A 23938-nucleotide genomic window follows, 5' to 3' on the forward strand; every position below is an offset into this window, starting at 1 on the left:
TGGTGTGATCCGGGATGATCGCCGTATGGCCCGATTCCAGTGCGACGTCGCGATCGAAGCGCTCCCGCGGCCGTGGCTCGAGGATTTCGTTCACAGCCTGTTCGACCGTGCGGAAAGCCTGGCTCTGGACGGCGATGGATGGGTCGAGGACGTTGAAGAGCTCGCGGACGTCACCCTCGTCGAGGGAGAGCATCTGACCGCCGGTGCGCGTTACCAGCGGCACAACGCGCGGCTGGATGCCGATGGCGAGGTCCAGGATGAGGGCGGCACGACGACCGAGCTGGTCATCACGTCGTGGAATCGCCGCGGCGAGGTGAGTGCCGAGATCACGACCTGGCTCGACGACGACGAGAAGATCACCTGGACGGTGAGGTTGCGCAGTCCCGAGAAGGCGGAGAAGGCATCGGCCGGGGGCACGTATCAGGGGCACAAGCGGTGGCGGCGGCTGACCTGGGCGATCCGGTTCGACGCCGGCCAGTGGTGGAAGGCGGCGGAGGGACGCGCCTGGGGCCGCCGCGATGAACCGGCGATGGCGATGCTCCGCCATCCCCTCGCCGAGGCGGTGCTGAGGATCAGGCCCAAGACTGCGGGGGATCGCAACTGGCGGGTAGGCGTCACCTTGACCGTGCGGGGGCGGAGCTGGGCTCGCCCGGTCGTGGCGATCTTCCTGCCCTTCGTCCGGCGGCGGTTGCGGAACGAGTTTCGCAAGGTGGTCGCCGACGTCGCGAAACAGTGGAACGAGCAGATTCCCGGGATACGGGAGCTCGATCCGCGCCAGGCCGAGATCTGGTTCCCGGTCATACAGGCCGACCGGGAGGAGCTCGACCGCTGGATCGCCGAGCAGGGCAACTCGTGAGGCGAGACCGGACACCCCTTCGCCGTCCCGGGACGATCCGGCCGTTGGAGACGACGAACGCCGCCTAGCCCCCGATCAGGTCGCGGCTGTTCGCTCGACTTTCTCCTGCACGTTCACCAGGTGCGGTGAACGCTGTCGCACACGCCGGCCCGGCGGTGCTGCGCCCCAGGTCACGTGCCCGATCGTGGCCGGCATGGTGCGCTCCGCCCTCGCGTGCGACGTAAGGGACAGCGGCAGGACGCGGACCACAATGCATGCGCAACGCCGGTCCGGTGCTGCGGGTAGCGGTCGCTATTTCGCGTGTAGCGCCTCCTGGTTGAGACGTCGGAAGCATTCGACCAGGAGGTTTTCTTTCATGACGATTCTCGTGACCGGCGCCACGGGGACGGTCGGTCGTCAGATCGTGGCGCAGCTCGTCGAGCGCGGCGCGCCCGTGCGCGCCCTGACCAGGAACCCGGCCGCCGCCAGGCTGCCCGGCTCCGTCGAGGTGGCCTATGGCGATCTGACCGAGCCGCGGTCACTCACCCCGGCGCTGGAGGGCGTGACCGCACTGCACCTGATCACCGTCGGCGGCAACAGCTACGCGGACTACGCGCCGCTCCAGACCGGCCCCGAGATCGTCGCGCTGGCCGCCAAGGCCGGCGTGCGGCGCGTCAGCGTGCTGGGCGGCTGGGACGAGACCTCGGTCGAGGAGGCCCTGCGGGCCTCGGATCTCGGCTGGACGCAGTTGCTGTGCGTGGAGTTCATGGCGAACGCGTTCGAATGGGCCGAGTCCATTCGGGACGAGGGTGTGGTGCGGGTCTTCGGCGACCACCCTGGGGTCGTGGTCCACGAGGCCGACATCGCCGCCGTGGCCGTGGCCGCGCTGGTCGAGGAGGGGCACGCCGGCAGGTCGTACGAGCTCACCGGGCCGCAGGCGCTGACCCCCGCCGAGCGGGTCCGCCTGATCGGCGAGGCCGTGGGGCGCCAGATCCGGTTCGAGGAGCTCAGCGCGGACGAGTACCGGGCGTCGATGCGGGCGGCCGGTGAGAGCGACGAGCTGATCGAGTTCGCCGTTCAGCTCGGCGCGAATCCACCGGCCGCCAGCTCCATCGTCCAGCCCACCGTCGAACAGGTCATCGGCCGTCCCGCGCGGACGTTCGCCCAGTGGGCCGTTGAACACGCCGACGCCTTCCGCCGATAATCCCGGGCCTTTCCGCCTTAACACTGAATGAGGAGAAATATCGTGACCATTCGTCCCTTCCGGATCGACATCCCCCAGCAGGACCTGGACGACCTGCGTACCCGGCTGGCGATGACCCGCTGGCAGGACCAGCTCCCCGGGACCGGCTGGGAGCGCGGGGTTCCCGTCGGCTACCTCAAGGAGCTGGCCGAATACTGGCGCACCGGGTACGACTGGCGCGCCCACGAGGCCAGGCTCAACGAACTCCCGCAGTTCACCACCACGATCGACGGACAGAACATCCATTTCATCCACATCCGCTCGGACAACGACTCGGCGCTGCCGCTCATGCTCCTGCACGGCTGGCCGACCACGTTCGTGGAGTTCCTGGACGTGATCGAGCCGCTCTCCCGCGACTTCCACCTGGTCATCCCGTCGCTGCCCGGCTTCGGCTTCTCGGTCCCGCTGTCCGGTACGGGCTGGGACGCCGCCCGCGTCGCCAAGGCGTTCACGCGGCTGATGGCGATGCTGGGTTACGACAGGTACGGCGTACAGGGCGGCGACGCCGGGTCATTCGTCGCGCCGGAGATGGGCAAGCTGGACGCAGGCCACATCGTCGGCATCCACCTGAACGCCGCCCTCACCTTCCCCATCGGCCAGGAGGGCGAGATGGACAAGCTCACCGAGGAGGAACGGCGCCGCTGGAACACGATGGAGAACTTCAACGACGGTTACCTCCAGACCCAGTCCAAGCGGCCCCAGACCGTCTCGTACGGGCTCCACGACTCGCCGGTGGCGCAGCTCGCGTGGATCATGGAGAAGTTCAAGGAGCTGACCGAGCCGGTGGCCGGGCTCCCGGAGGACTCCCTGGACCGCGACCTCATGCTGACCGACGTCACCATCTACTGGCTGACCGGCACGGCGGGTTCGTCGGCGCAGTTCTACTACGAGAACATGAACGCCGCCGACTGGAGCGAGGGCGACGCGGGGGAGTGGGGTTCGGCCTCCTCCGACGACTCCGCCTCCTGGGGAGGAGGCGACGCGGGCGGCTGGAACTCGGCGGACTCCGGCGGCGCCGGGGACTGGGCCGCGGCGGAGCGGGGGACCGTACCCACCGGGGTGCTCGTGTCCAAGGCGTGCGACGTCACGATCCGCTCCTGGGCCGAGCGCGACCACAACATCGTGCACTGGGCCGAGTACGACAAGGGCGGCCACTTCTTCGGCGCGGAGCAGCCCGCGCTCTTCGCCGAAGACGTCACCGCCTTCTTCGCGAAGCTGCGCTGACCGGCCCGCCCTCGGGCGATCGGGGGCGGCCGTCCCCGTCCTTGATCTCCTGCGCTGCCTCGTGAGGAGCGGGCGAGGTGCCGGTCAGGGCCAGCGGAGGCCCGAGGCGGCGGCGGGGGGCTGGTAGCGGCACGTGGAACCGGTCGTGACCGAGGCCCGCAGGTGGGCGGCCAGCTCGGGGTGGCGCTGGTCGAGCTGGCGCAGCGTGTTGCGGATGCGGTTGGTGACCGCCTTGCGGGCGCGTTCGGCCTCGTCGCCCAGCCTGCGCGGCCGGCCGCCCAGCCCGGCGGCGGTGCGCAGCTCGTCGAGCAGCGCCTGCCGCTCCGCGTCGAGCTCGGCCGCGCGCCGGTCGTGGCCCAGCTCGGCGGCCCGGTCGATCTCGTCGTCGAGCAGCTCCAGCCGTCTCCGGTAGCGAGTCCTGGCCTCCTCGTCGAGCACGTCGTCGCCGCCCAGGCCGCGCGCGGCGACGACGACCTCGCCGCCCGACGGGTTGAGCAGCTCGACCGCGGACACGTCCACTCCCGGACGGCCGAGCAGCACCCGCAGGTCGGCCAGGCCCTTGGAGTCGGGCAGGTGCACGGTCCGGCCGGCGAAGGTCAGGGTCCAGACCTCGCCGTCGAAGCGGAAGGCGCTGGCTCCGGGGCGCGGCAGGCGTACGAGCATGCCCAGGTCCGCCGCCTCCCGCTCCACCTGCTCGATCAGCGCCGACGCGTCGTCGCCGCGGGCCTGCAGTGCCTCCGCCAGGCGGGCCCGTGGCTCGATCGACCACGGGCGCGCGCCCAGCAGGTCGGCGGCGCGGCAGGCGGCGGTGAAGCCGGCGACCGCGTCGTCCCAGCGCTCCTGCGCCGCGTCGAGCACGGCCGCCCAGTGCGCGTACGGGCCCTCGACGGCCACGGTGGCCGTCACACCCCACTGGCCGACGTACGGTGTGATCGCGGCCCGCGCGTGCTCGCAGAGCACCGGATCCTTCGACAGGGCGGCGGCCTGCGCCTGGAACCTCAGCCACAGCGGCGCCATCCAGCGCAGGTACTGCTCGCCCGCGGCCATGATCTTCGCCAGGTGCCGCAGGGCGGCCTCGCCGCCGTCACCGCGTTGCACCGCCGTCACCGCGTCGTAGAGCGGGAAGTGCCGGCTGTCCGCGCGTTCCATCTCGGCGAGCACGGCGTCGGCGTCGTCGAAGCGACCCCGGAGCAGCGCGGCCGACCAGCGCTGCATCCAGCGCAGATCCCGCCGGTCGATGGCGGGCTGCTCGCCGAGCTCGTAGGCGGCGTCGATGTGCGTGCCCGCCTCGTCGAAGCGGCCGGCGAGCGTCGCGAACATGGCCTTGAGCACGGTGGCCTCGTGCTGGAACAACGGCAGCTCCGACTCCTGCGCGGCTCCGGCGAAGGCCCGCTGCTCGCTCAGGCAGCGGGGGTCGCCCAGCTCGAGCAGCGCCCCCACGCGCCAGGACCGCGCGGTCAGCTCGAGCTGCCGGTCCCGCGTGCGCCGCGCCACCGCCGCCAGCTCGTCGGTGATGGCCAGCCGCTCTGTCGTGGTGTCCGGCCCCCAGATGGCGCCCAGCCTTGCCAGCAGGCTGAACCCGAGCGTCTCGTCGTCCTCGCCCCGCCTGGCCAGCTCCGCCGCGACCGCACTCAACTCCCGCGCCGCCACATCAAGCCATGCTCCGTCTTCCCCCACGGCACGCGCGTCCTCCGGGCGGTGCTCGTTCCCGTGCGTGTCCTCCGCGGGATTCAGCCCGGTCGCGTTCTGCCGCACCAGGCGTCGGTGTGCGTCGTGGACGAAGTCGGTCCAGCGGCCACGGCCGTCATAGCAGAGCTCGTGCAGCTTCAGCGCGGTGAGCGCGAGCAGCTCGGGGTCGTCGAGCCGGTGTGTGATCGCGATGGCCGCGTCGAGCGTGCGCACGCCGGCGGCCTCCTCGCCCGCGCGGTGCTGCGCCACGCCGAGGTCCAGACCGATCGTGGCACGCCGGCGCGGCTCGGACGCGGGTGTCATCTCCAGAGCGCGGCGGTAGTGCGCGACGGCCTCCTCGTCGGCCAGCCGCGCCTCGGCGTCCCTGGCGGCGGCGAGGAGCAGGTCGGGAGCGCCCGGGACGGCGGCGAGATAGGCGTGACGCGCGCGCGTCGCCGGCAGGGCGGCCGGATCGAGGGCATGGAGCGCGGCCGCGTGCCGAGCCCGGGCCCCGGCCGAGTCGAGCTCGCCGTAGAGGGTCTCACGGACCAGATCATGGACGAAGGCGTGGCGGCCCGTGCCGAGCACGGTGACCAGCTTGGCCGACACGGCCTGGTCAAGCGCGCCACCCACCCGCTCGCTCGCCATGATCGAGCCGAGGGCCGCGGACAGCTCTTCCTCCGTGAACTCCCGCCCCAGCACCGCCGCCATCCGCAGCACGCCGAGCACTTCGTCCGGCAGCCGGGACAGCCGCCGCCGCACAGCCGCACCCACCCCCGGCGGGATAGTGGCGAGCGGGCTGCCGCCCTGCCACAGGCGGGCGGTCTGCTCGACGAAGAACGGGTTGCCCCCGGTCCGCCGGTGGATCTCGGTCACCAGCTCCTCGCCCGGCTCGAGCCCGGTGATGTGCGCGACCAGCCGGCCGACCGCCTCCCGATCGAGCCCGGTCAGCGCCAGCGTGATGGCCTTGGCCTCCAGCGGCAGGCTGAGCGGGCCGTCGACCTCGGCGTCGCGGTAGGTGCCGATCACCAGCAGCCGTTCGAACCAGGCGTGCCGCACCACGAACTCCAGCAGCCTGAGCGAGGCGGAGTCGGCCCAGTGGAGATCCTCGAGCACCACCACGACCGGCCGCTCCCGCGAGGCGTCCACCAGCAGCGCGGTCACCGCGTCGTACAGCTCGAACGCCTCCGCGTCCGCCCCCGCCAGGCTCTGCGGCGTGGTCCCGGGCGCGAGCTGGCGGACCACCTGCACCCACGGCCAGTAGCCCGGCGCTCCCTCGCCCTCCCAGCAGGCGCCGCTGAGCAGCCGGGCGCCGCCCCGGACGGCCTCCTGCGCCGCGCTCGCCACCAGCGTGCTCTTGCCGATGCCCGCCTCGCCCGTGACGAGCACCAGCGACCCGTGGCTGACCAGCGCCCGCTCGACCTCGCCGCGCAGGACGGCCACGGGCCGGCCCCGTCCGATGAGCATCGCCATGCGGGAACCCTACGCGGGGCGACCGACAAGAAGGGATGATCGGCGAAGCCAGAGAGGCCGAGCCCGCACCTCGTGCGGAAAGTGAAAGTTTCACCGGAAACTCGCAGGTGGGTGAAAGGAGCTGCATGTGCCATTTGACGCATGACGCAGCTCGTGCGATCAAAGCTCAAGTGGGTACGGTCGTGGCTTGAATTCGGCTGCCCTCTCAACTAACTCGACGGCGGGGAACGTCGTCCGCCCGCCGGGAAGGCGTTGACCGAATCATCGGGAGCGATCTTGACATCCGCTAGCACGAGCCGGACCTTGAGGCAGCGCGCCCTTCCTCGAGGCCCACGGCTGTTAGCGCTACCACCCGGAGACACCGCATGAAACGTCTGGCGATCCTGCCCCTCCTCTTGATCACCTGCTTCCTGCTGCCCGTCGAGAGCGCCTTGGCCGACACGAACGTGGCCAGGTCGGCGACCGCGTCGGCCTCGTACACCTCGCCGTGGGAGAGCGTCGCGGCGATCAACGACGGCATCGACCCGCCCAGCTCCAACGACACCGTCAACCGCCGCTGGGGCACCTGGCCCAACACCGGCACCCAATGGGCCGAGCTGACCTGGCCCTCCGCCCAGAACCTCCGATCCGCCGACATCTACTTCTTCGACGACGGCGGCGGCGTCCGTCTGCCCGCCTCCTGGAAGCTCCAGCGTTGGACCGGCAGTGCGTACGCCGACATCCCCGGCACGTACCCGGCCGCCGTCAACGCCTACAACACGGTCACCTTCGCGCAGGTCAGCACCACGCGGCTGCGGGTGGTCCTGCAGAGCGGCCAGGCGTCGGTCGGGCTGCTGGAGGTCAAGGCGTTCACCCCCGACTCGGGCGGAGGCACGAGCGGCTGGAACCCGCCCGCCAACCTGGTCGTCCCGCTCAACGAGGTGTGGCAGCACCAGGAGAGCACGTACCCGAACCTGTACGGGTTCCGCAACTACGGCTGGGACCAGATCATGGCCAACGGCGGCTCGATCAACTACTGCGTGCGCTGGGACACCAGCGCCACGGTGACCGCCGCCCAGCGTGACCAGATCCACGCCACGCTGGCCCGCCAGTTCAAGAAGTGGATGGACGTCATGGCCGGCCACAACGGGTGGCCGTACGCGAACGTGCCGCTCAAGGTGGTGGGCTGGGCCGTCCGCGACCGCGCCCAGCTCCAGTGGAGCGACACCTCCGTCGACATCTACGTGAACAACATTCGCGAGAACGCGCCGCAGTGCGCCGAGCCGTGCGGCCGCTTCTTCAACCAGAGCGGCAACTACCCGAACTGCCCGGGCGGCCCGTCCCACCACTACGACATGTCGCTCTGGCTGACCGCGGGCTTCGGCGGCGGCGCCGGGGGCGACTGGGGGCAGCGGCTCGGCAGCGAGTACTACATGTCCAACCTCAACACCGACAACATGCACATCCTGCTGCATGAGATGGGCCACTCGTTCGGCCTGGACGACTTCTACGACTGGACGCCGACCGGGGTGTGCTGCTTCCTCATGAAGGCGGGCAGCGCGACGTCGATCACGGAGTTCGACGCGTGGATGTTCCGCGACTGGTGGCGCCACCTGAAGAGCCGCTACGGCCTCTGAGCTGAAAGAGCCGTAACGTCTGGAAGGGCCGGCCGCCAGGTGCGGCGGCCGGCCCTTCCGGGGTCAGGCCACGGTGAGGGTGTACTCGCGGGTGACGGGAGCGCTCAGCTTGTCGTAGTCCCTGAGCTGCACGGTGAACTTGTACGACCCGGCCGCGGCCGGCTTGCCGATGATCGCGCCGGTGAACCTGTCGAGGGTCAGCCCCTCGGGCAGCGCCCCGCGCACGACCTGCCAGTCGTAGAACGGCACGCCGCCCTTGGCCCGCAGCCGCTGCTCGTACCCGGCCCCGGCCGTCCCCGCCGGCAGCTCCGCCGTCTCGATCGAGGGCTTGAGGAACGGGGTCAGGCTCCTGTTCAGCTTCCACCCGGCGTTCTCGGCGATCAGGAGCGTCAGCTTGGTCAGCTCCCACCGGCGCGTCGGGAAGTGGTGCCGCCAGCCGCCGTTCTGGCCGCTGAGCCGGTCCCAGTACGGCTCGTCCGCGGGCACGTGGTAGCTGGTGTCGAGCGGGACGGGATAGCCCTGGTAGTCGATGACGTCCTGGTCGTCCCTGCCCTTGGACGCCACGTAGCCGGCCATGCCCTTCCAGTCGCTGTGGAAGGCGACCGCGTGGCCGTACTCGTGCATGACCAGGCCCTGCACGTCGATCACCTGGCCGAGGTCGGTCTTGTACCAGTCCTCGTCGTTCAGGGAGGTGAACAGCTTCATGAGTTGCTCGTCGTACTCGAGGATCATGCTGGTCGAGCGGTGGTACGGAGTGGGCTCGCCGTTCCTGGTGTGGAACTTGCCGTTGATCGTCGGGTAGCCGGTCGAGTACGGGGTCTGGATGCCGCGGAAGAACACGTACATGCCGTTGTACGGCTCGGCGTTCGTCGCCTCGACCTCGTTCTGCCAGTCGTCGCCCGGCAGCCGGTTGACCTCGTCGCCCGCCGGGACCGTGTCGAACGGCTCCAGGTCGAAGAAGGCGAACCAGTTCCGTACCGCGCTCTCGGCTGCCTCGCGCACGCCGCGGTCGGAGAAGTAGCCGGTGATCGTGTCGTACCGGTAGTCGAAGTCGATCGGGATGGCCGGCTCAAGCGGGGTCTTCTCGTCCTGCTGCACCCTGATCGGCATCGTCTGCGTGCGCCTGGCGCCGGTCGCGTCGGTGGTCTTCATGACCCACTGGTGCAGCTCGTCGCGGCCCGCGCCCTGCATGGAGTGGATGGCCAGCCGCACGGTCTCGCGGTCGGCCGGGCCGGTCAGGGTGAACGACTTGGTGGCGCCGGTGGCGGTCAGCTCGCTCGGCATGTTGAGCATAAGCCTGGAGGTGCCCTTGGCGTGCAGGTCGACCTTCAGTGGATAGGAGATCCCGGGCACTTTCGGCGCCCGTACGGTCAGCTCGACGTACGGGTTGGCCAGGTAGCCCTGCCAGTCCACGAGCTGGACGCCGTAGTCGTTCACCTTGCGGAAGAAGATGTCGTAGACCTCCAGCGCGGGCGCCTCCCGTCGGGCGGCGAGGCTGGGGGAGGGGGCGGACACCGCGCCGGCCAGGGCGGCCAGCGCGGCGAGGGTGGTGATCTTCCTCATCTAAGCCCTTCCGGCGTCAGGAATAAGCCTTCACTTCGAGCAGCCCGACCGAGCCCGCCCCGCTCTGGAGCGCGACCCGGAGCCTGGTCGTGGTCACGGCGTTGAACGTGACCCGGTTGTAGGCGTTCAGCGCGGTGGAGTAGGTGCCGGGGATGTCGGCGTAGGAGTTGCCGGTCCACTGCTGGAGCTTCCAGGAGGCGGGTACGCGGACGCCGCCGCCGTCGTCGAAGAAGTAGATGTCGGCGGATCGGAGGTTCTGGGCGGAGGGCCAGGTCAGCTCGGCCCATTGGGTGCCGGTGTTGGGCCAGGTGCCCCAGCGGCGGTTGACGGTGTCGTTGGAGCTGGGCGGGTCGATGCCGTCGTTGATCGCCGCGACGCTCTCCCACGGCGAGGTGTACGAGGCCGACGGCGTCGCGCTCCCGGCCACGTTCATCGGCGTGCCGCCGCCGTTCCCGACGGTAAGTGTGAACGTCCTGGTCACCGGCGTGCTGAGCCGATCGTAGTCCCTGAGCTGGAGGGTGAACGTGGACGTGCCGGCCGTGCTCGGCGTGCCGGTGATGGCGCCGGTGAAGCGGTCGAGGCTCAGCCCGGCGGGCAGCGACCCGCTGGTGATCTGCCAGTCGTAGAAGGGGACGCCGCCCTTGGCGGCGAGCGTCTGCTGGTAGGCGGTGCCCGGCGTGGCCTGGGGGAGCGAGGTGGTGACGATGGACGGCGGCAGGAACGGGGTGAGGTTGCGGTTGAGCCGCCAGCCCGCGTTCTCGGCCACCAGCAGGGCCAGCTTGGTCAGCATCCACCTGCGGGTGGGGAACAGGTGCGTCCAGCCGCCGCTCTGCCCGCTGAGCCGATCCCAGTAACGCTGCTCGCCGGGGATGTGATAGCTCCCGTCGAGGGGCACGGCGTAGCCCTGATACGCGACCACGTCCGGGTCGTTGCCGCCTGCGGACACGTAAGAGCGCATCCCGGCCCAGTCGCTGTGGAAGGCGACCGCGTGGCCGTACTCGTGCATGACCAGGCCGTGCACGTCGAGCACCGAGCCCTGGATCTCCGTCTTGTACCAGTCTTCGTCGGCCAGGGAGGTGAACAGCTGCTTGCCGGCCTCGTCGTACTCGAAGATCATCGCGGTGGAGCGGTGCAGCGGGCCCGGGAGCTGCTGGCCGTTCCTGGTGCTGTAGCGGCCGTTGGCGGCGGGGTAGCCGGTCGAGTACGGGGTCTGGATGCCGCGGAAGAACACGTACATGCCGTTGTAGGCGGCGTTGTTGGTCACGTTTATGGTGTTCTGCCAGTCGTTGCCCGGCAGGTGGTTGGGCTCCGCCCCGGCCGCCACGGTGTCGAACGGCTGCATGTCGAAGAACCGGAACCAGTCCTTCACCGCCTCCTCCGCCGCCGTCTTGAAGGCCGCGTCGGAGAAGTATCCGGTGATCGTGTCGTACCGGTAGTCGAACGCGAGCGGCAGGCTCGGCTGCAGCGCGGTCTTCTCGTCCTGCTGCACCCTGATCGGCATGGACTGCTGGTACGTCGCGCCGTCGGCGTCCCGGATGTTCAGTCTCAGTGTGTAACTTTCATCCTGGCCCGGGCCGCGCTTGGAGTGGATCGCGAGCTTGAACGGCTTCTGCTCGGCGGCGCCGGCGAACGTGAGGGTCTTGGTCGCGCCCGTGGCGGTGAGCTGGCTGGGCACGTCCATCATCAGTCTGGAGGTGCCCTCGGCCTTCAGGTCGACGGTGACGGGGTAGCGCACGTCGGGCGGGGGTTTGACGGTGAGCTCGACGTACGGGTTGGCGAGGTATCCCTGCCAGTCCACCAGCTTGACGCCGTAGTCGTTGACGGTCCTGCCGAACATGTCCACCACCGTGGCGGTGGGGGCTGCGGCGTGCGCGGACTGCGGCACGCTGGTGAGTAAGGAGGCTAATAGAACTGCCGCGACGGTCAGTCGCCTGGCGCCCTTCGCGGCTCTCGGGGCGCGGCGGCATCCTTGGTCCATCCGGACTCCTCAAGGTTGGGAATAGGTTTTCCCAACGCGCACGGTAAGGTGTTACACAGCACCGGTCAACCCTCCCCGCTCCGGGCCGTCGCGGCCCCGGAGCCGCCCCATGTCCGCTGATGCCGATACATCAAACCGGAAAGTGGCGGCTCAGTCGTCGTGGGCGATGTGCATGAGCTGCCGCCACAGCAGCACCACGAACACCGCGGAGCCGGCGAAGGCGAACCAGAACGGCGCCGCGACGCCGAAGCGGGTGGCCAGAACACCGCCGATCAGCGAGCCGACCACCAGGCCGGCGTAGACGCAGATGGTGTTGACGCTGCCCACCCGGCCCTGCAGCTCGCGCGGGACCGCGCGCTGGCGGATGGTGACCGAGGTCGTGCCCCATATGAACGCGTGCGCGCCGAAGACCAGGAAGATGCCCCCGGCGACCCACGGCGAACGGGTCAGGGCCAGGCCCAAGTGGGTGAACGTTTCGATGATGAGCCCGATCCGCATCAGGGCGCCGAGGCTCACCCTGCGGGTGATGGCCCCGTACAGGCCGGTGCCGATCAGGCCGCCGATCCCGCCGATGGTGGTCATCAGGCCGAAGCCGATGGCGCCGAGGCCGAGCTGCTCCTGGGTGTAGAGGACGAGAACCGACCAGGCCGCGCCGAAGGTGAAGTTGAAGATCAGGATCGTGAGCGCCAGCGTGCGGACCGCCGCATGCCGGATGGTCCAGCTGAACCCGGCGATGAGTTCCCGTACGGTGTCGGGCTTGGGATCGGCGCCCTGTCGGCCGTGCGGCGGCAACGTGAGCCGGGAGACCAGGACGATCCCCGCCACCACCAGGAGCAGCTGGCCCGCGAACGGCCAGGTGAAGCCCAGGCCGAACAGCGCCGCGCCGATCGGCGGCCCGGCAAGCTGATTGAGCGTGATGAACCCCGTGCCCAGGCGGGCGTTGGCGATGACGAGATCGTCCTTGCTGACCATCATGGGCGTCAGCGTGGCCGTCGCGTTGTCGGCGAACACCTCGGCGATGGACCGGAGCGTGAGCGCCACCAGCGCCGTCACCACGGTCACCGTGCCGGTCACCATGAGCACGACGAGTGCCGCCAGCACCAGAGCCCGCACCGCGTTCGCGACGAGCACGATCCTGCGCCGGTCGTGCCGATCCGACAGCACGCCCGCATACAGGCTGAACAGCAGCGGCGGCGCCCAGCCCGCCAGGGCCGACAGCGAGATCATCAGTGGATCGCGGGTCAACGTCGCGATCAGCAGCGGGCCTGCGGCGGCCGCGACCCCGTCACCGAGATTCGTCAGCCAGCTCGACGCCAGCAACCATCGGAATCCTGTCCCCAGGCGGGCAGGCAGGATCCTCTCCACCACTGTGATCACGAGCGCAAAACCATACGTTTTGGGGCGATCTGTGGCAACACGTTTTCGCGTCTACGCGCTATGCCGGACGGTCGCGGCAGGCGCGCGGAAAAGCGCGTGCCGGGCGCTGTTCGCCCGCTAGGCGCAGACGCGCCCGCGTCCGGGATGAGCCGGTGGGGGTCGGACTTGGTGGATGTTCGGGCCCCGCACAAACGAATCTACAACGTAAAGGCGCTCGGCCTGTTCAATGCCGTCAACGGACATACGGGTCTCACCACGCTGAATCCGCACACCAACGGCCAGGAAGATCGGCCGGCGGTGTCGGCCGGGGCGGGGCGGCGGGCGTCAGGACGCGGCGCGTCGTGTGGACTCCCGCAGCACCAGACTGGCGGGGACGATCGTCACCCCGCCACCGGATGTCTGGCCGGCGATGGCGTCCAGCAGGTGCCGGGCCGCCAGCCGGCCGATCTCGCCCAGGTTCATGTCCACGGTCGTCAGCGGCGGCCGGCAGCCCAGCGCCATCGGCTCCCAGTTGTCGAACCCCACCAGCGCCACGTCCTCGGGAACCCGCCGCCCCCGCTCCCGCAGCGTCTCGGCCACCCCGCGGGCGATCTGGTCGCTGCCGCAGAAGACGGCGTCCACGTCGGGCGCGGCGTGCAGCAGCACGTCGGCGCCCTGCCGCCCCCACTCCTCGCTCCACTGCCCGAAAAGGATCTCCCCGGCCGGCTCGAGGCCGGCCTCGGACAGGGCGGTGCTCAGCCCGTGTGCCCGCCGGCGCGCCGCCTGGAACCGCTGCGGCCCGGTGACATGCCCGATGCGGGTGCGGCCGGTCGCCAGCAGGTGGCGGGCGGCCAGCGCCCCGCCGCCCTCGTCGTCCGGGATGATCGACACGTCCCCCTCGTCGGTGGACTGCGTCATGGCGTAGACGACGGGGACCGGCAGGTCACGGCCGATGCCGGGGCGCGGCTCGGTGCGCCGGCCGGTGACGATGATGCCCTCGACGCGCCTGGCCAGCAGCCGTTCGACGTAGTGGCGTTCCCTGATCGGGTCGTCGCGCGTGTCGCACATGAACACCGAGATCTTCCCGGCGCCGAGCGCGTCCTCCGCGCCCAGCATCACCGGGATGCTGAAGCGCCCGAAGCTGTCGCCCGTGACCAGGCCGACCGTGTACGTGCGCCCGGCCAGCAGGCCCTGGGCGAGCGGGTTGGGCCGGAAGCCGAGCCGCTCGGCGGCGGCGAGCACCCGGTCGCGGGTCTCCGCGCGCATCCGGCCCCGGCCGTTGAGCGCTTTGGAGGCGGTGCCGATCGACACGTCGGCGGCCGCCGCGACGTCCCTGATCGTGACGGTTCTCGTAGTCCCTTGGGAGGGGCTGGTCAACCGATTCCCCTTTCGCGATCACACCTTAACGCGCGGGATCACTCTTGACCCGTGGTGTATCACACCTTACTCTCCGGTTGAGAAAACCTATTCCCATGTTTTCTCACTCGGGTGAGGAGCTCGATTGGAACAGATCCTTGGTCCCGCCGTACCCTCCAGCCGGGCGGTGTGGCGGCCCCTCGGCATCCCGCACGTCGCCATCACCGGCGGGCCGTTCGCGCGCTGGCAGCGGATCAACCACGAGGCGAGCATCCCGCTGGGCCTGGAGCAGATGGAGCGCTCGGGCGCGCTGCCCAACCTGCGGCGCGCCGGAGCTCGGGCGGGCGAGGGCGACGGGCCCTTCCAGGGCTACCGGTTCCAGGATTCCGACCTCTACAAGCAGCTCGAGGCCGTGGCGTGGGAGCACGCCCGCGCCCCGGAGACCCGGTACGCGGAGTTCATCGAGCAGGCGGCGGCGGTGCTGGCCAGGGCGCAGCGGCCCGACGGCTACCTCAACTCGCACTATCAGGTCGTCAAACCAGACAAGATCTACGCCGAGCTCGAGTACAGCCACGAGCTGTACTGCGCCGGCCACCTGTTCCAGGCCGCGGTGGCGGCCGCCCGCGCCGGCGTCGGCGACAGCCTGCTCGCGGTCGCCCGCCGCTTCGCCGACCACCTGGTCGAGGTGTTCCTCACCGGCGGGAACGACGGCATCGACGGCCATGCGGAGGTCGAGACCGCGCTGGTCGAGCTGCACCGGCTGACCGGCGAGCGGGCCTATCTGGAGCTGGCCGGCAAGCTGATCGACAACCGCGGCAAGGGCCTGATCGCCGACAGCGGCATGGGCATGCTGTACGCCCAGGACCACCTGCCGGTACGTGAGGCCGACACCCCGGTAGGGCACGCCGTGCGCCAGCTCTACCTGGAGGCCGGCATCGTCGACGTCTACCTGGAGACGGGCGACGAGTCGCTGCTGGAGTGCTCGGTTCGGCGCTGGGAGGACATGGTCGCCACCAAGACGTACATCACCGGTGGCCACGGCTCGCGCCACGACGGCGAGGCGTTCGGCGAGCGCTACGAGCTGCCGCCCGACCGCGCCTACAGCGAGAGCTGCGCGGCCATCGCGAGCATCCACTGGAACTGGCGGCTGCTGCTGGCCACCGGCCACGGCCGGTACGCGGACCTGATCGAGCGCACGCTCTACAACGCCTTCGCCGCCTCCACCTCGGCCGACGGCACGCGCTTCTTCTACGTCAATCCGCTGCAGCGCAGGAACGACCTCGTCGAGGACGCCTATCTCGGGCGGCGCAGGGAGTGGTTCGCGTGCGCCTGCTGCCCGCCGAACATCATGCGCCTGGTGGCCTCCCTCGGCGGCTACCTCGCCACCGAGACCGGCACCGGCCTCCAACTGCACCAGTACGTCCCGGGCACCCTCGCCGGGGGCGGCGCCCGGCTGCGCGTCGACACCGGCTACCCGTGGGAGGGCTTGATCCGCGTCACCGTGGAGGAGGCGCCGGTCGGCGCATGGGAGCTGGCGCTCCGCATCCCCTCCTGGAGCGAGTCCACTTATGTCAGTGGTCGCCTCGCCAACCCCGGCGGCGACGGATATTTCCGGATCCGTCGCCCTTGGACCAACGGCGACACGGTCGAGCTCCAGCTCGACATGACGCCCAGGCTCATGCACCCCCACCACCGGATCGACGCGGTCAGAGGCAGCGTGGCACTCCAGCGCGGCCCCCTCGTCTACTGCTTCGAGCAGGCCGACCAGCCCGAGGGCGTCGAGGTGGACGACCTCGCGATCGCCCCCGGCGCCGAGCCGCGCGCCATCACCAAGGACGACGTCGCAGGCGTCGGGCGCACCGTCCTGATCGAGATCGACGCCGCCGCGGTGGAACAGCCTCGCGACGGCCTGCCGTACGCAAGCAAGCCCCTGGCGACCAGCACCCGCGTGACCGCGACGGCCGTCCCCTACTTCCAGTGGGACAACCGCGACGGTGGCGCGATGCGGGTCTGGATGCCCCTCGCTTAAGGAAGACTTCGATGAGAAGACGCGACCTGTTGAAGCTGGGCGGGCTCGCCGCCCTCGGCACCACGGCGGCGGCCTGCGGCGGCGGCTCCTCCGGCTCGGCCGGGAACGTGCAACTGCAGTTCATGTACTGGGGCTCGACGTTCGAGAAGAAGGCCGTCGAGAACATGCTCAGGCAGTACGAGCAGAAGAACGCGGGCGTGAAGGTCAAGCCGCTCTACACCCCCGACGAGTACGACGTGAAGCTCAACACGCTCGTCGCCGGCAACCGGCTGCCGGACGCCGGCTACGTGCCGATGTCGATGTCGTTCCGGCTCGGCGAGCAGGGCAAGCTGGTCAACCTGTTCCCGTACCTGAAGAAGTACCCGCAGCTGGCGGGCTACCTCCCGGACGCGTACCTGTGGAGCGGCCAGGACAACCTGCACGGCCTCGCGACCGCGAACGAGGCCATGCTGCTGTGGTTCAGCAAGTCGGCCGTCGCCGCGGGCGGGGTCACCCCGCCGGCAAACGCGGCCTCGGCCTGGACGTGGGACCAGATGGTCGAGAACGCCTACAAGCTCACCATCGACCAGAACGGCAAGCGCCCGGACGAGTCCGGCTTCGACGCCAAGCAGATCAAGCAGTTCGGCATCTCCTGCAGCTTCACCTACGGCGCCGCCTGGTACGGCTTCCTGCGCAGCAACGGCGGTGACATCGCCGACGAGACCGGCAAGAAATGCACGCTGGACTCGCCGGAGGCGATCGAGGTCTTCCAGAACCTGCAAGACCTGGTCTACAAGCACAGGGTCGCGCCCGGCCCCGGCCAGCTCGCCGCCACCGGGGACGAGGTGCCGGGCACCAACATCCTGCTCAAGACCAAGCGGGTGGCGATGGTGGTGGACGGCCACTGGAGCCTGCTCGACATGAACGAGAGCAAGGCCGACTACGGCATCGGCGTGCTCCCCAAGTACGCGGAGCCGTTCACCGCCACGCAGGTCGCGGGGGCGTCCGCGGTGTTCACGGGCAGCAAGCACGAGCAGGAGGCGGTGGAGCTGTTCGCCTTCCACAACGACCCCCGCTACGTCGACCTGTACAAGCAGGGCCTGTGGATGCCGCAGGAGAAGAAGTACTACGAGGACCAGGCCGCCATCGACTCCTGGACCAAGAACGAGCTCCACCCGCCGGAGTTCCGGACGGCCGTCGTGGACTACACGCGCGAGCACGGCGTGGCCGACTTCCGCAACCGGGTCAAGAACCTGGCGGTGATCGCGAGCGACGTGCTCACCCCCGCGCTGCAGGAGATCGAGTCCGGCAAGCGGCCGGCCGGCGAGATCCTCAAGGCCGCCGCACCGAAGATCACCAGCATGCTGCAGGGCTGGCACCACACCCAGGAACTCTGATGCGCCGCCTGGAGACGCGCTGGGGCATCCTCATGGCGCTGCCCGCCATCCTCGGGTTCCTGATCTTCACGATCGGGCCGATGGTGGCGTCGGCCTTCTTCAGCCTCACCGACTGGCGGATCGGGTCCAGCCCGGCCTTCATCGGGCTGGACAACTACACCGCCATGGCCCGCGACGAGCTGTTCTGGAAGTCGCTGACCACCACCACGTACTTCACGCTCGGCTCGGTCCCGCTGGTGCTCATCGTCAGCTTCGCGGTGGCCATGCTGCTCAACCAGCGGGCACGCGGTCTGCCGCTCTGGCGGACGATCTTCTACCTGCCGACGCTGGTGCCCGCGATCGCCAATGTCGTGCTCTGGATCTGGATCTTCAACCCGGACTTCGGGCTGCTCAACTCGCTGCTGCGGCAGGGCGGGCTGCCTGCCTCCCAGTGGATCTACGCCGAGTCGACCGCCGTGCCGTCACTGATCATCATGAGCACCTGGGGCTTCGGCAACACCATGGTGATCTTCCTGGCCGGGCTGCAGGGCGTGCCGAGGCACCTGTACGAGGCGGTGTCGATCGACGGGGGCGGCGCGTGGCGGCGCTTCTGGCACGTCACGCTGCCGATGATGACGCCGACCATCTTCTACAACCTGGTGGTCGGCGTGGTCGGCACCTTCCAGGTGTTCAACCAGGCGTACGTGATGACCGAGGGCGGCCCCAACCACGCCACCCTCTTCTACGTCTACTACCTGTTCCGCAAGGCGTTCACCGAGAGCGAGATGGGCTACGCCAGCGCCCTCGCCTGGACCCTTTTCATGATCATCATGGTGGTGACGTTCCTGATGTTCAGGAACGCCCGCCGTTGGGTCTACTACGAGATGGCAGGTGCCCGATGACCGCCGTGGCGGCCCCGGACGAGACCCGCGCGCGAGGCGTGGCGCCCACCCAAGGGCTGCGCAAACCCCGCAGGTACGGCCGGGCGCTGCTGTACGTCGCGCTGGTGGCCGGGTCGATCCCGACCCTGCTGCCGTTCGTGTGGCTGGTGCGCAGCGCGCTCATGCAGGACGCGCAGATGTTCGTCTCGCCGCCCCAGTGGATCCCGGACCCGTTCCAGTGGTCGAACTTCAGCGAGGCACTCACCACCCAGCCCTTCGGCCGCTACTTCGTCAATACGCTGGTCATCGCCGTCATCAGCGTCCTGGGCACGGTGCTGACGTGCTCGGTGGCGGCCTTCAGCTTCTCGCGGCTGCGCTGGCGGGGGCGCAACGTGGTCTTCGCGCTGCTGCTGAGCGGCGTGATGCTGCCGTACGCCGTCACGCTCATCCCGACGTTCGTGATGTGGCAGGAGCTGGGCGCGCTGGACACGATCGCGCCGCTCACGGTGCCGAGCTGGTTCGCCGGGGCGGGCGGGGGAGTGTTCAACATCTTCCTGCTCCGGCAGTTCTTCCTGACGATCCCCTTCGAGCTGGACGAGGCCGCCTACATCGACGGCGCCTCGCCGTGGCGGGTGTTCTGGACGATCGTCATGCCGCTGTCGAAGCCCGCGATCATCGTGGTCACCATCTTCACGTTCATCGGCACCTGGAACGACTTCCTCGGCCCGCTGCTCTACCTGCAGAGCGAGGAGAACTACACGCTGTCGCTGGGGCTGGCGTCGTTCCAGAGCATGTACCTGACGCAGTGGGGCTACCTCATGGCGGCGTCGGCGGCCGTGATCGCGCCGATCGTCGCGCTCTTCTTCTTCCTGCAGCGCTACTTCATCGAGGGCGTCACGCTGACGGGCATCAAGAACTGATCCTCCCTTGGCATGCTGTCGTCATGATCGATGAGAAGGTGCCCCGTTTGACCGGCTTCTCGGCTCGCGATCCTACCGGGCGCGATCCTCTTCGCACTTCCTTCGCGGATGCCATGCCATGGGCGTTTCTTCTGTTGCTGTTGCCCAGATACTGGCCTCTTCGGGCTGGTATGTGCGAGATGTATGGTGGGGCTTGTGACGACGTTCCGGATCAGCGAGGCCGCGGCTCTGCTCGGGGTCAGCTCCGACACCGTCCGCCGCTGGGTGGACGCCGGCCGCCTGGCCGCCGAGCGGGACGAGCACGGCCACCGGCTGGTGGACGGGGCCGAGCTGGCCGCGTTCGCCCGCTCCCAGATCGACCAGGTGGACGGGGGCCGCTCGTCGGCGCGCAACCGTTTCCGCGGGATCGTGACCGAGGTGATCAAGGACTCGGTGATGGCGCAGGTGGAGATCGCCGCGGGGCCCTACCGGGTGGTGTCGTTGATGAGCCGTCAGGCCGCCGACGAGCTGGGCCTGGAGCCGGGGGTGGTGGCGGTCGCCGTGATCAAGTCCACCAACGTCGTCGTGGAGATCCCCGGTCATGAGCGGGTGGCGAGCAGCCATTGAGGAGCGGTCTTGGTGTTCAGGCGTGAGGTCCGGCGGTCCGTCGCGATCGCGGTCGCGCTCGTCTGCCTGGCCGGCTGCGGCTCCGGTGGACCCGCCACGTCCGCTGACGGGGGCGGGGAGAAGGAGGTGACGGTGTTCGCCGCGGCGTCTCTCACCGATACGTTCACCGAACTCGGCAGGGCCTTCGAGTCCGCCCATCCCGGCGCGACGGTGCGGTTCAACTTCGGCTCCAGCGCGACCCTGGCCCAGCAGATCACGCAGGGGGCTCCTGCCGATGTGTTCGCGGCGGCCAGTCCGGCCACGATGAAGACCGTCACGGACGCGTCCCCGGCGGGCGCGCCGGTCACGTTCGCGAAGAACAAGCTGCAGATCGCCGTGCCGGCGGACAACCCGGCCACGGTGGACGAGCTCAAGGACCTGGCCGATCCCCGGGTGAAGGTCGCGCTCTGCGCCGAGCAGGTGCCCTGTGGGGCCGCGGCGGTCAAGGCACTCGGCGCGGCCGGGCTGAAGATCACTCCCGTTACGCTGGAGCAGGATGTGAAGGCCACATTGACCAAGGTGGAGCTGGGTGAGGTGGACGCCGCGCTGGTCTACAGGACCGACGTGATCGCCTCGGCGGGCAAGGTCCGGGGGATCTCCTTCCCCGAGGCCGACCAGGCGGTCAACGACTATCCGATCGCGGCGCTGGGCAAGGCGCCGGCCGGTGGCCTGGCCGAGGAGTTCGTCGACCTGGTGCTGTCGCAGCAGGGCAAGGACGTGCTGACCAAGGCCGGCTTCGAGGCTTCCCGATCGAGATGACCACATCACCGGCACACGACCCGGATGGTTCCGGTCGTCCGGGCCGTCCGCGCGGGGGTCCTGGGCTGGTTGCCGGGCGGCTGCCCTGGATGCTGGTGGTGCCTGCCCTGCTCGGGCTGGCGTTCCTGGTGTTGCCGCTGGCCGGGCTGCTGATCCGGGCCCCGTGGCCGACGCTGCTGGAGCGGCTGGCCGAGCCGCAGGTGCTGGAGGCGCTGAGGTTGTCGCTGGTGAGCGCCACCATCGCGACGGCCGTTTGCCTGTTCCTCGGCGTGCCGCTGGCCTGGCTGCTGGCCCGGGTGAACCTTCCCGGACGGCGTCTGGTGCGTGCCTTGGTGACCGTTCCGCTGGTGCTGCCGCCGGTGGTCGGCGGTGTCGCCCTGCTGCTGGTGCTCGGGCGGCGCGGGCTGATCGGTCAGTGGCTGGAGGCCACGTTCGGCGTCACCCTGCCCTTCACCACCGCAGGGGTCGTCGTCGCCGAGGCGTTCGTGGCGATGCCGTTCCTGGTCATCAGCGTGGAAGGCGCGCTGCGCGCCGCCGACCAGCGGTACGAGGAGGCGGCGGCCACGCTCGGCGCCTCGCGCTGGACCGTCTTCCGTCGCGTCACGCTCCCGCTCGTCGCACCGGGCGTGGTGGCCGGGGCCGTGCTGTGCTGGGCCCGGGCGCTGGGGGAGTTCGGCGCCACGATCACGTTCGCGGGCAACTTCCCGGGCAGCACCCGCACCATGCCGCTGGCCGTCTACCTCGCCCTGGAAACCGAACCGGAGGCCGCCATCGTGCTCAGCCTCGTCCTGCTCGCCGTCTCCGTGATCATCCTGGCCGGCCTGCGCGACAGGTGGGTGACCAGCCCATGAACCGCCCTCCCATCGGATCCTGCCCTGACGGGCCGGGCGAGCGGCGGGTGACCGGCCGATGCCGGCTCGCCTTGCGCACCGAGCGGCAGGTGACCGGCCCATGACGGCCGAGCGTCGCGACGGGCTGCGGGCGCGGCTGGTCGTCGCCCGGCCCGCCTTCACCCTGGACATCGCGTTCGAGGTCGCCCCCGGCGAGGTCGTCGCGCTACTGGGGCCCAACGGCGCGGGCAAGACCACCGCCCTGCGCGCCCTGGCCGGCCTCACCGCCCTCTCCGACGGCGGCCACATCACGCTGGACGGCCGCACCCTGCACACCCAGGCCGCCGAGCAGCGCCCCATCGGCATGGTCTTCCAGGACTACCTGCTGTTCCCGCACCTTTCCGCCCTGGACAACGTCGCCTTCGGCCCCCGCTGCCGCGGCGCCTCCAAGAGCGAGGCCCGCCGTACCGCCGCCGCCCTCCTGGAACGCGTCGGCCTGGCGGGCCACGCCGCCGCCAAGCCGCTCCGGCTGTCCGGCGGCCAGGCGCAGCGGGTGGCGCTGGCCCGGGCGCTGGCCGTACAGCCGCGCCTGCTGCTGCTCGACGAGCCGCTCGCCGCGCTCGACGCCCACACCCGGTTGGAGATCCGCTCCCAGCTGCGCCGCCACCTGGCCGACTTCGACGGCGCCACCGTGCTGGTCACCCACGACCCGCTCGACGCGATGGTGCTGGCCGACCGGCTGATCGTGGTCGAGAACGGCGGCATCGTCCAGCAGGGCACGCCGGCGGAGGTGGCCCGCCGCCCGCGTACCGACTACGTCGCCCGGCTCGTCGGGCTCAATCTCTACCGCGGCCTGGGCGACGGGTCCCGGGTCAAGGTCGGCGAGCTGCTCTTCAGCACCATCGAGCAGCTCGAAGGGCCCGCGTTCGTGGCCTTCTCACCCGCCGCGGTCGCGCTCTACCGCACCCGCCCCGACGGCAGCCCGCGCAACCTGTGGCAGGCCACGATCGACGGTATCGAACGGCACGGCGACAACGTACGCGTCCACCTCGACGGCCCCATCGCCGCCTTCGTCGACATCACGCCGGCCGCCCTCGCCGACCTCGACCTGGGCCCCGGCCAGCGCATCTGGGCCTCGGTCAAGGCCACAGAAACGCACGCGTACCCGGCCTAGACGGCGATGGGCACCCTCGCGCCGGTGCGCGCCGATTCCAGGGCCGCGGTCACCATGGCCAGGCTGCGGATGTTGTCGTGGCAGTCGCCCTGCGGCGGACGTCCCGTGCGCAGCCCCGTCACGAACTCCTGCAGCCCCTCCGCCAGGCCGGTGTAGCGCCGCCGGCCCGGGAACGGGTCGGCTTCCTGCTTGTACGGCCGCAGCACCTGGCCCTTGGCCGCCCCCGCCGCCGGGTCGCCGTCGCCGTCCCAGCAGGCGGTGCCGCGGGTGCCGGCGGCCCGCCAGGTCCCCGTCCACGACGTCGGCCGGCCGGGCGCCGACCAGCTCCCGGTGAAGGTGTAGCGCAGCCCGGCGGTCATCTCGAAGATCGCGGTGGCGGAGCAGGCGCCCGGGTACCAGGTCCAGGCGGGCCGGAACGACTCGCAGTAGACGGAGACCGGATCGGCCCCGGAGACCGCCCGTGCCGCGTCGAACAGGTGAATCGCCATGTCCTGCAACAGCGGGTGCTCCAGCGTGGCGAGGAACGGCGCTCCCCGGTACGGCATGAAGAACTCCGACGTCAGCAGCCCGAGCGGCCCCAGATCGGCCACCGTGCGGCGGAAGGCCACCAGGCTCCGCATGTAGCGGCGGTTCTGGTTGACCGCGAAGAGCCGCCCCGCCTCGTCGGCCGCGTTCACCATCGACCGGGCCTCGTCCAGGGTGACCGCCATGGGTTTCTCGCTCAGCACCGACACCCCGCGCCGCAGCGCCGTGACCGTCACCTCGTGGTGCGCCTGCGGGATGGTGCAGTTGACGATGAAGTCGGGCTCCTCGCCGTCCAGCACGGCGGTCAGCGAGGAGCTGACCGGCAGGTCGTCGAGGCCGAGCTCGGCGGCGGCGGCGCGGGCCCGGTCCTCGGCCACGTCCACCCAGCCCACGAGCTCGGTGCCGGGGTGGGCGAGCAGCTCGGGCGCCCACTGGCCGCCGATGAAACCGGCGCCGACCACCACGGCGCGCAGCGGCCTGTCCTCTTCGATGGTCTTGAACGTCATGC

Annotated in this window: 18 protein-coding genes; 12 read left to right on the forward strand and 6 right to left on the reverse strand. The window is 70.3% G+C overall.

What is annotated here, in order from left to right; all coding sequences use genetic code 11:
* Nucleotides 1–25: 25 nt before the first annotated feature.
* The 3 genes from EJK15_RS15570 (at nt 26) to EJK15_RS15580 (ending at nt 3302) form a co-directional block, all read left to right on the forward strand.
* The gene (locus EJK15_RS15570; protein WP_138711141.1) at nt 26–856 is read left to right on the forward strand and encodes a hypothetical protein; all 831 of its coding nucleotides are present in this window, start codon (nt 26–28) and stop codon (nt 854–856) included.
* Nucleotides 857–1211: 355 nt separating this feature from the next.
* On the forward strand, nt 1212–2039 hold the full coding sequence (locus EJK15_RS15575; protein ID WP_138711142.1) for an NAD(P)H-binding protein: 828 nt from the start codon (nt 1212–1214) through the stop codon (nt 2037–2039).
* A 27-nt stretch (nt 2040–2066) separates the two neighbouring features.
* Nucleotides 2067–3302: an epoxide hydrolase family protein gene (locus tag EJK15_RS15580; RefSeq protein WP_138711143.1), complete on the forward strand. Its 1236-nt coding sequence runs from the start codon at nt 2067–2069 to the stop codon at nt 3300–3302.
* An 84-nt stretch (nt 3303–3386) separates the two neighbouring features.
* Here the strand turns inward: EJK15_RS15580 and EJK15_RS15585 are convergent, their stop codons facing one another.
* On the reverse strand, nt 3387–6443 hold the full coding sequence (locus EJK15_RS15585) for an ATP-binding protein (protein ID WP_138711144.1): 3057 nt from the start codon (nt 6441–6443) through the stop codon (nt 3387–3389).
* A gap of 365 nt (nt 6444–6808) precedes the next feature.
* Between EJK15_RS15585 and EJK15_RS72770 the strand changes: the two genes are divergently transcribed.
* Nucleotides 6809–8059 carry a hypothetical protein gene (locus tag EJK15_RS72770; RefSeq protein ID WP_206060866.1) on the forward strand — a complete coding sequence of 417 codons (1251 nt, stop codon included), beginning with the start codon at nt 6809–6811 and terminating at the stop codon, nt 8057–8059.
* A 63-nt stretch (nt 8060–8122) separates the two neighbouring features.
* On the opposite strand, the gene EJK15_RS15600 is transcribed toward EJK15_RS72770, so the two are convergent.
* The 4 genes from EJK15_RS15600 to EJK15_RS15620 all read right to left on the reverse strand — a co-directional run bounded on the left by EJK15_RS15600 (nt 8123) and on the right by EJK15_RS15620 (nt 14333).
* Complete coding sequence (locus EJK15_RS15600; RefSeq protein ID WP_138711145.1) at nt 8123–9622, reverse strand: Ig domain-containing protein; 1500 nt, start codon at nt 9620–9622, stop codon at nt 8123–8125.
* Between the two features lie 16 nt (nt 9623–9638).
* The gene (locus tag EJK15_RS15610) at nt 9639–11507 is read right to left on the reverse strand and encodes an Ig domain-containing protein (RefSeq protein ID WP_206060867.1); all 1869 of its coding nucleotides are present in this window, start codon (nt 11505–11507) and stop codon (nt 9639–9641) included.
* Nucleotides 11508–11750: 243 nt separating this feature from the next.
* A complete protein-coding gene (locus EJK15_RS15615) occupies nt 11751–12977 on the reverse strand; it encodes an MFS transporter (RefSeq protein WP_138711146.1) in 1227 nt (408 codons plus the stop codon).
* A gap of 324 nt (nt 12978–13301) precedes the next feature.
* On the reverse strand, nt 13302–14333 hold the full coding sequence (locus EJK15_RS15620) for a LacI family DNA-binding transcriptional regulator (protein ID WP_240777001.1): 1032 nt from the start codon (nt 14331–14333) through the stop codon (nt 13302–13304).
* 124 nt (nt 14334–14457) lie between these two features.
* Between EJK15_RS15620 and EJK15_RS15625 the strand changes: the two genes are divergently transcribed.
* The 8 genes from EJK15_RS15625 (at nt 14458) to EJK15_RS15660 (ending at nt 22905) form a co-directional block, all read left to right on the forward strand.
* Complete coding sequence (locus tag EJK15_RS15625) at nt 14458–16341, forward strand: glycoside hydrolase family 127 protein (protein WP_138711147.1); 1884 nt, start codon at nt 14458–14460, stop codon at nt 16339–16341.
* An 11-nt stretch (nt 16342–16352) separates the two neighbouring features.
* The gene (locus EJK15_RS15630) at nt 16353–17717 is read left to right on the forward strand and encodes an extracellular solute-binding protein (protein WP_138711148.1); all 1365 of its coding nucleotides are present in this window, start codon (nt 16353–16355) and stop codon (nt 17715–17717) included.
* Nucleotides 17717–18598 (forward strand): carbohydrate ABC transporter permease, encoded by an 882-nt coding sequence (locus tag EJK15_RS15635; protein WP_138711149.1) that lies wholly within the window; start codon nt 17717–17719, stop codon nt 18596–18598. The genes EJK15_RS15630 and EJK15_RS15635 overlap by 1 nt, the downstream gene beginning before the upstream one ends.
* Complete coding sequence (locus EJK15_RS15640) at nt 18595–19497, forward strand: carbohydrate ABC transporter permease (RefSeq protein ID WP_138711150.1); 903 nt, start codon at nt 18595–18597, stop codon at nt 19495–19497. The genes EJK15_RS15635 and EJK15_RS15640 overlap by 4 nt, the downstream gene beginning before the upstream one ends.
* Nucleotides 19498–19692: 195 nt before the next feature.
* Nucleotides 19693–20103 (forward strand): TOBE domain-containing protein, encoded by a 411-nt coding sequence (locus EJK15_RS15645; protein ID WP_138711151.1) that lies wholly within the window; start codon nt 19693–19695, stop codon nt 20101–20103.
* A gap of 9 nt (nt 20104–20112) precedes the next feature.
* Complete coding sequence (gene modA, locus EJK15_RS15650; RefSeq protein ID WP_206060868.1) at nt 20113–20901, forward strand: molybdate ABC transporter substrate-binding protein; 789 nt, start codon at nt 20113–20115, stop codon at nt 20899–20901.
* 89 nt (nt 20902–20990) lie between these two features.
* Nucleotides 20991–21752, forward strand: coding sequence for an ABC transporter permease (locus EJK15_RS15655; protein ID WP_138711153.1), 762 nt, complete (start codon nt 20991–20993; stop codon nt 21750–21752).
* A 100-nt stretch (nt 21753–21852) separates the two neighbouring features.
* A complete protein-coding gene (locus EJK15_RS15660; protein WP_138711154.1) occupies nt 21853–22905 on the forward strand; it encodes an ABC transporter ATP-binding protein in 1053 nt (350 codons plus the stop codon).
* On the opposite strand, the gene EJK15_RS15665 is transcribed toward EJK15_RS15660, so the two are convergent.
* The gene (locus EJK15_RS15665; RefSeq protein WP_138711155.1) at nt 22902–23936 is read right to left on the reverse strand and encodes a Gfo/Idh/MocA family protein; all 1035 of its coding nucleotides are present in this window, start codon (nt 23934–23936) and stop codon (nt 22902–22904) included. The two genes, EJK15_RS15660 and EJK15_RS15665, sit on opposite strands and share 4 nt — an antisense overlap.
* Nucleotides 23937–23938: the final 2 nt, after the last annotated feature.

Source organism: Nonomuraea basaltis, from assembly GCF_005893125.1.
GTDB lineage: Bacteria > Actinomycetota > Actinomycetes > Streptosporangiales > Streptosporangiaceae > Nonomuraea > Nonomuraea basaltis.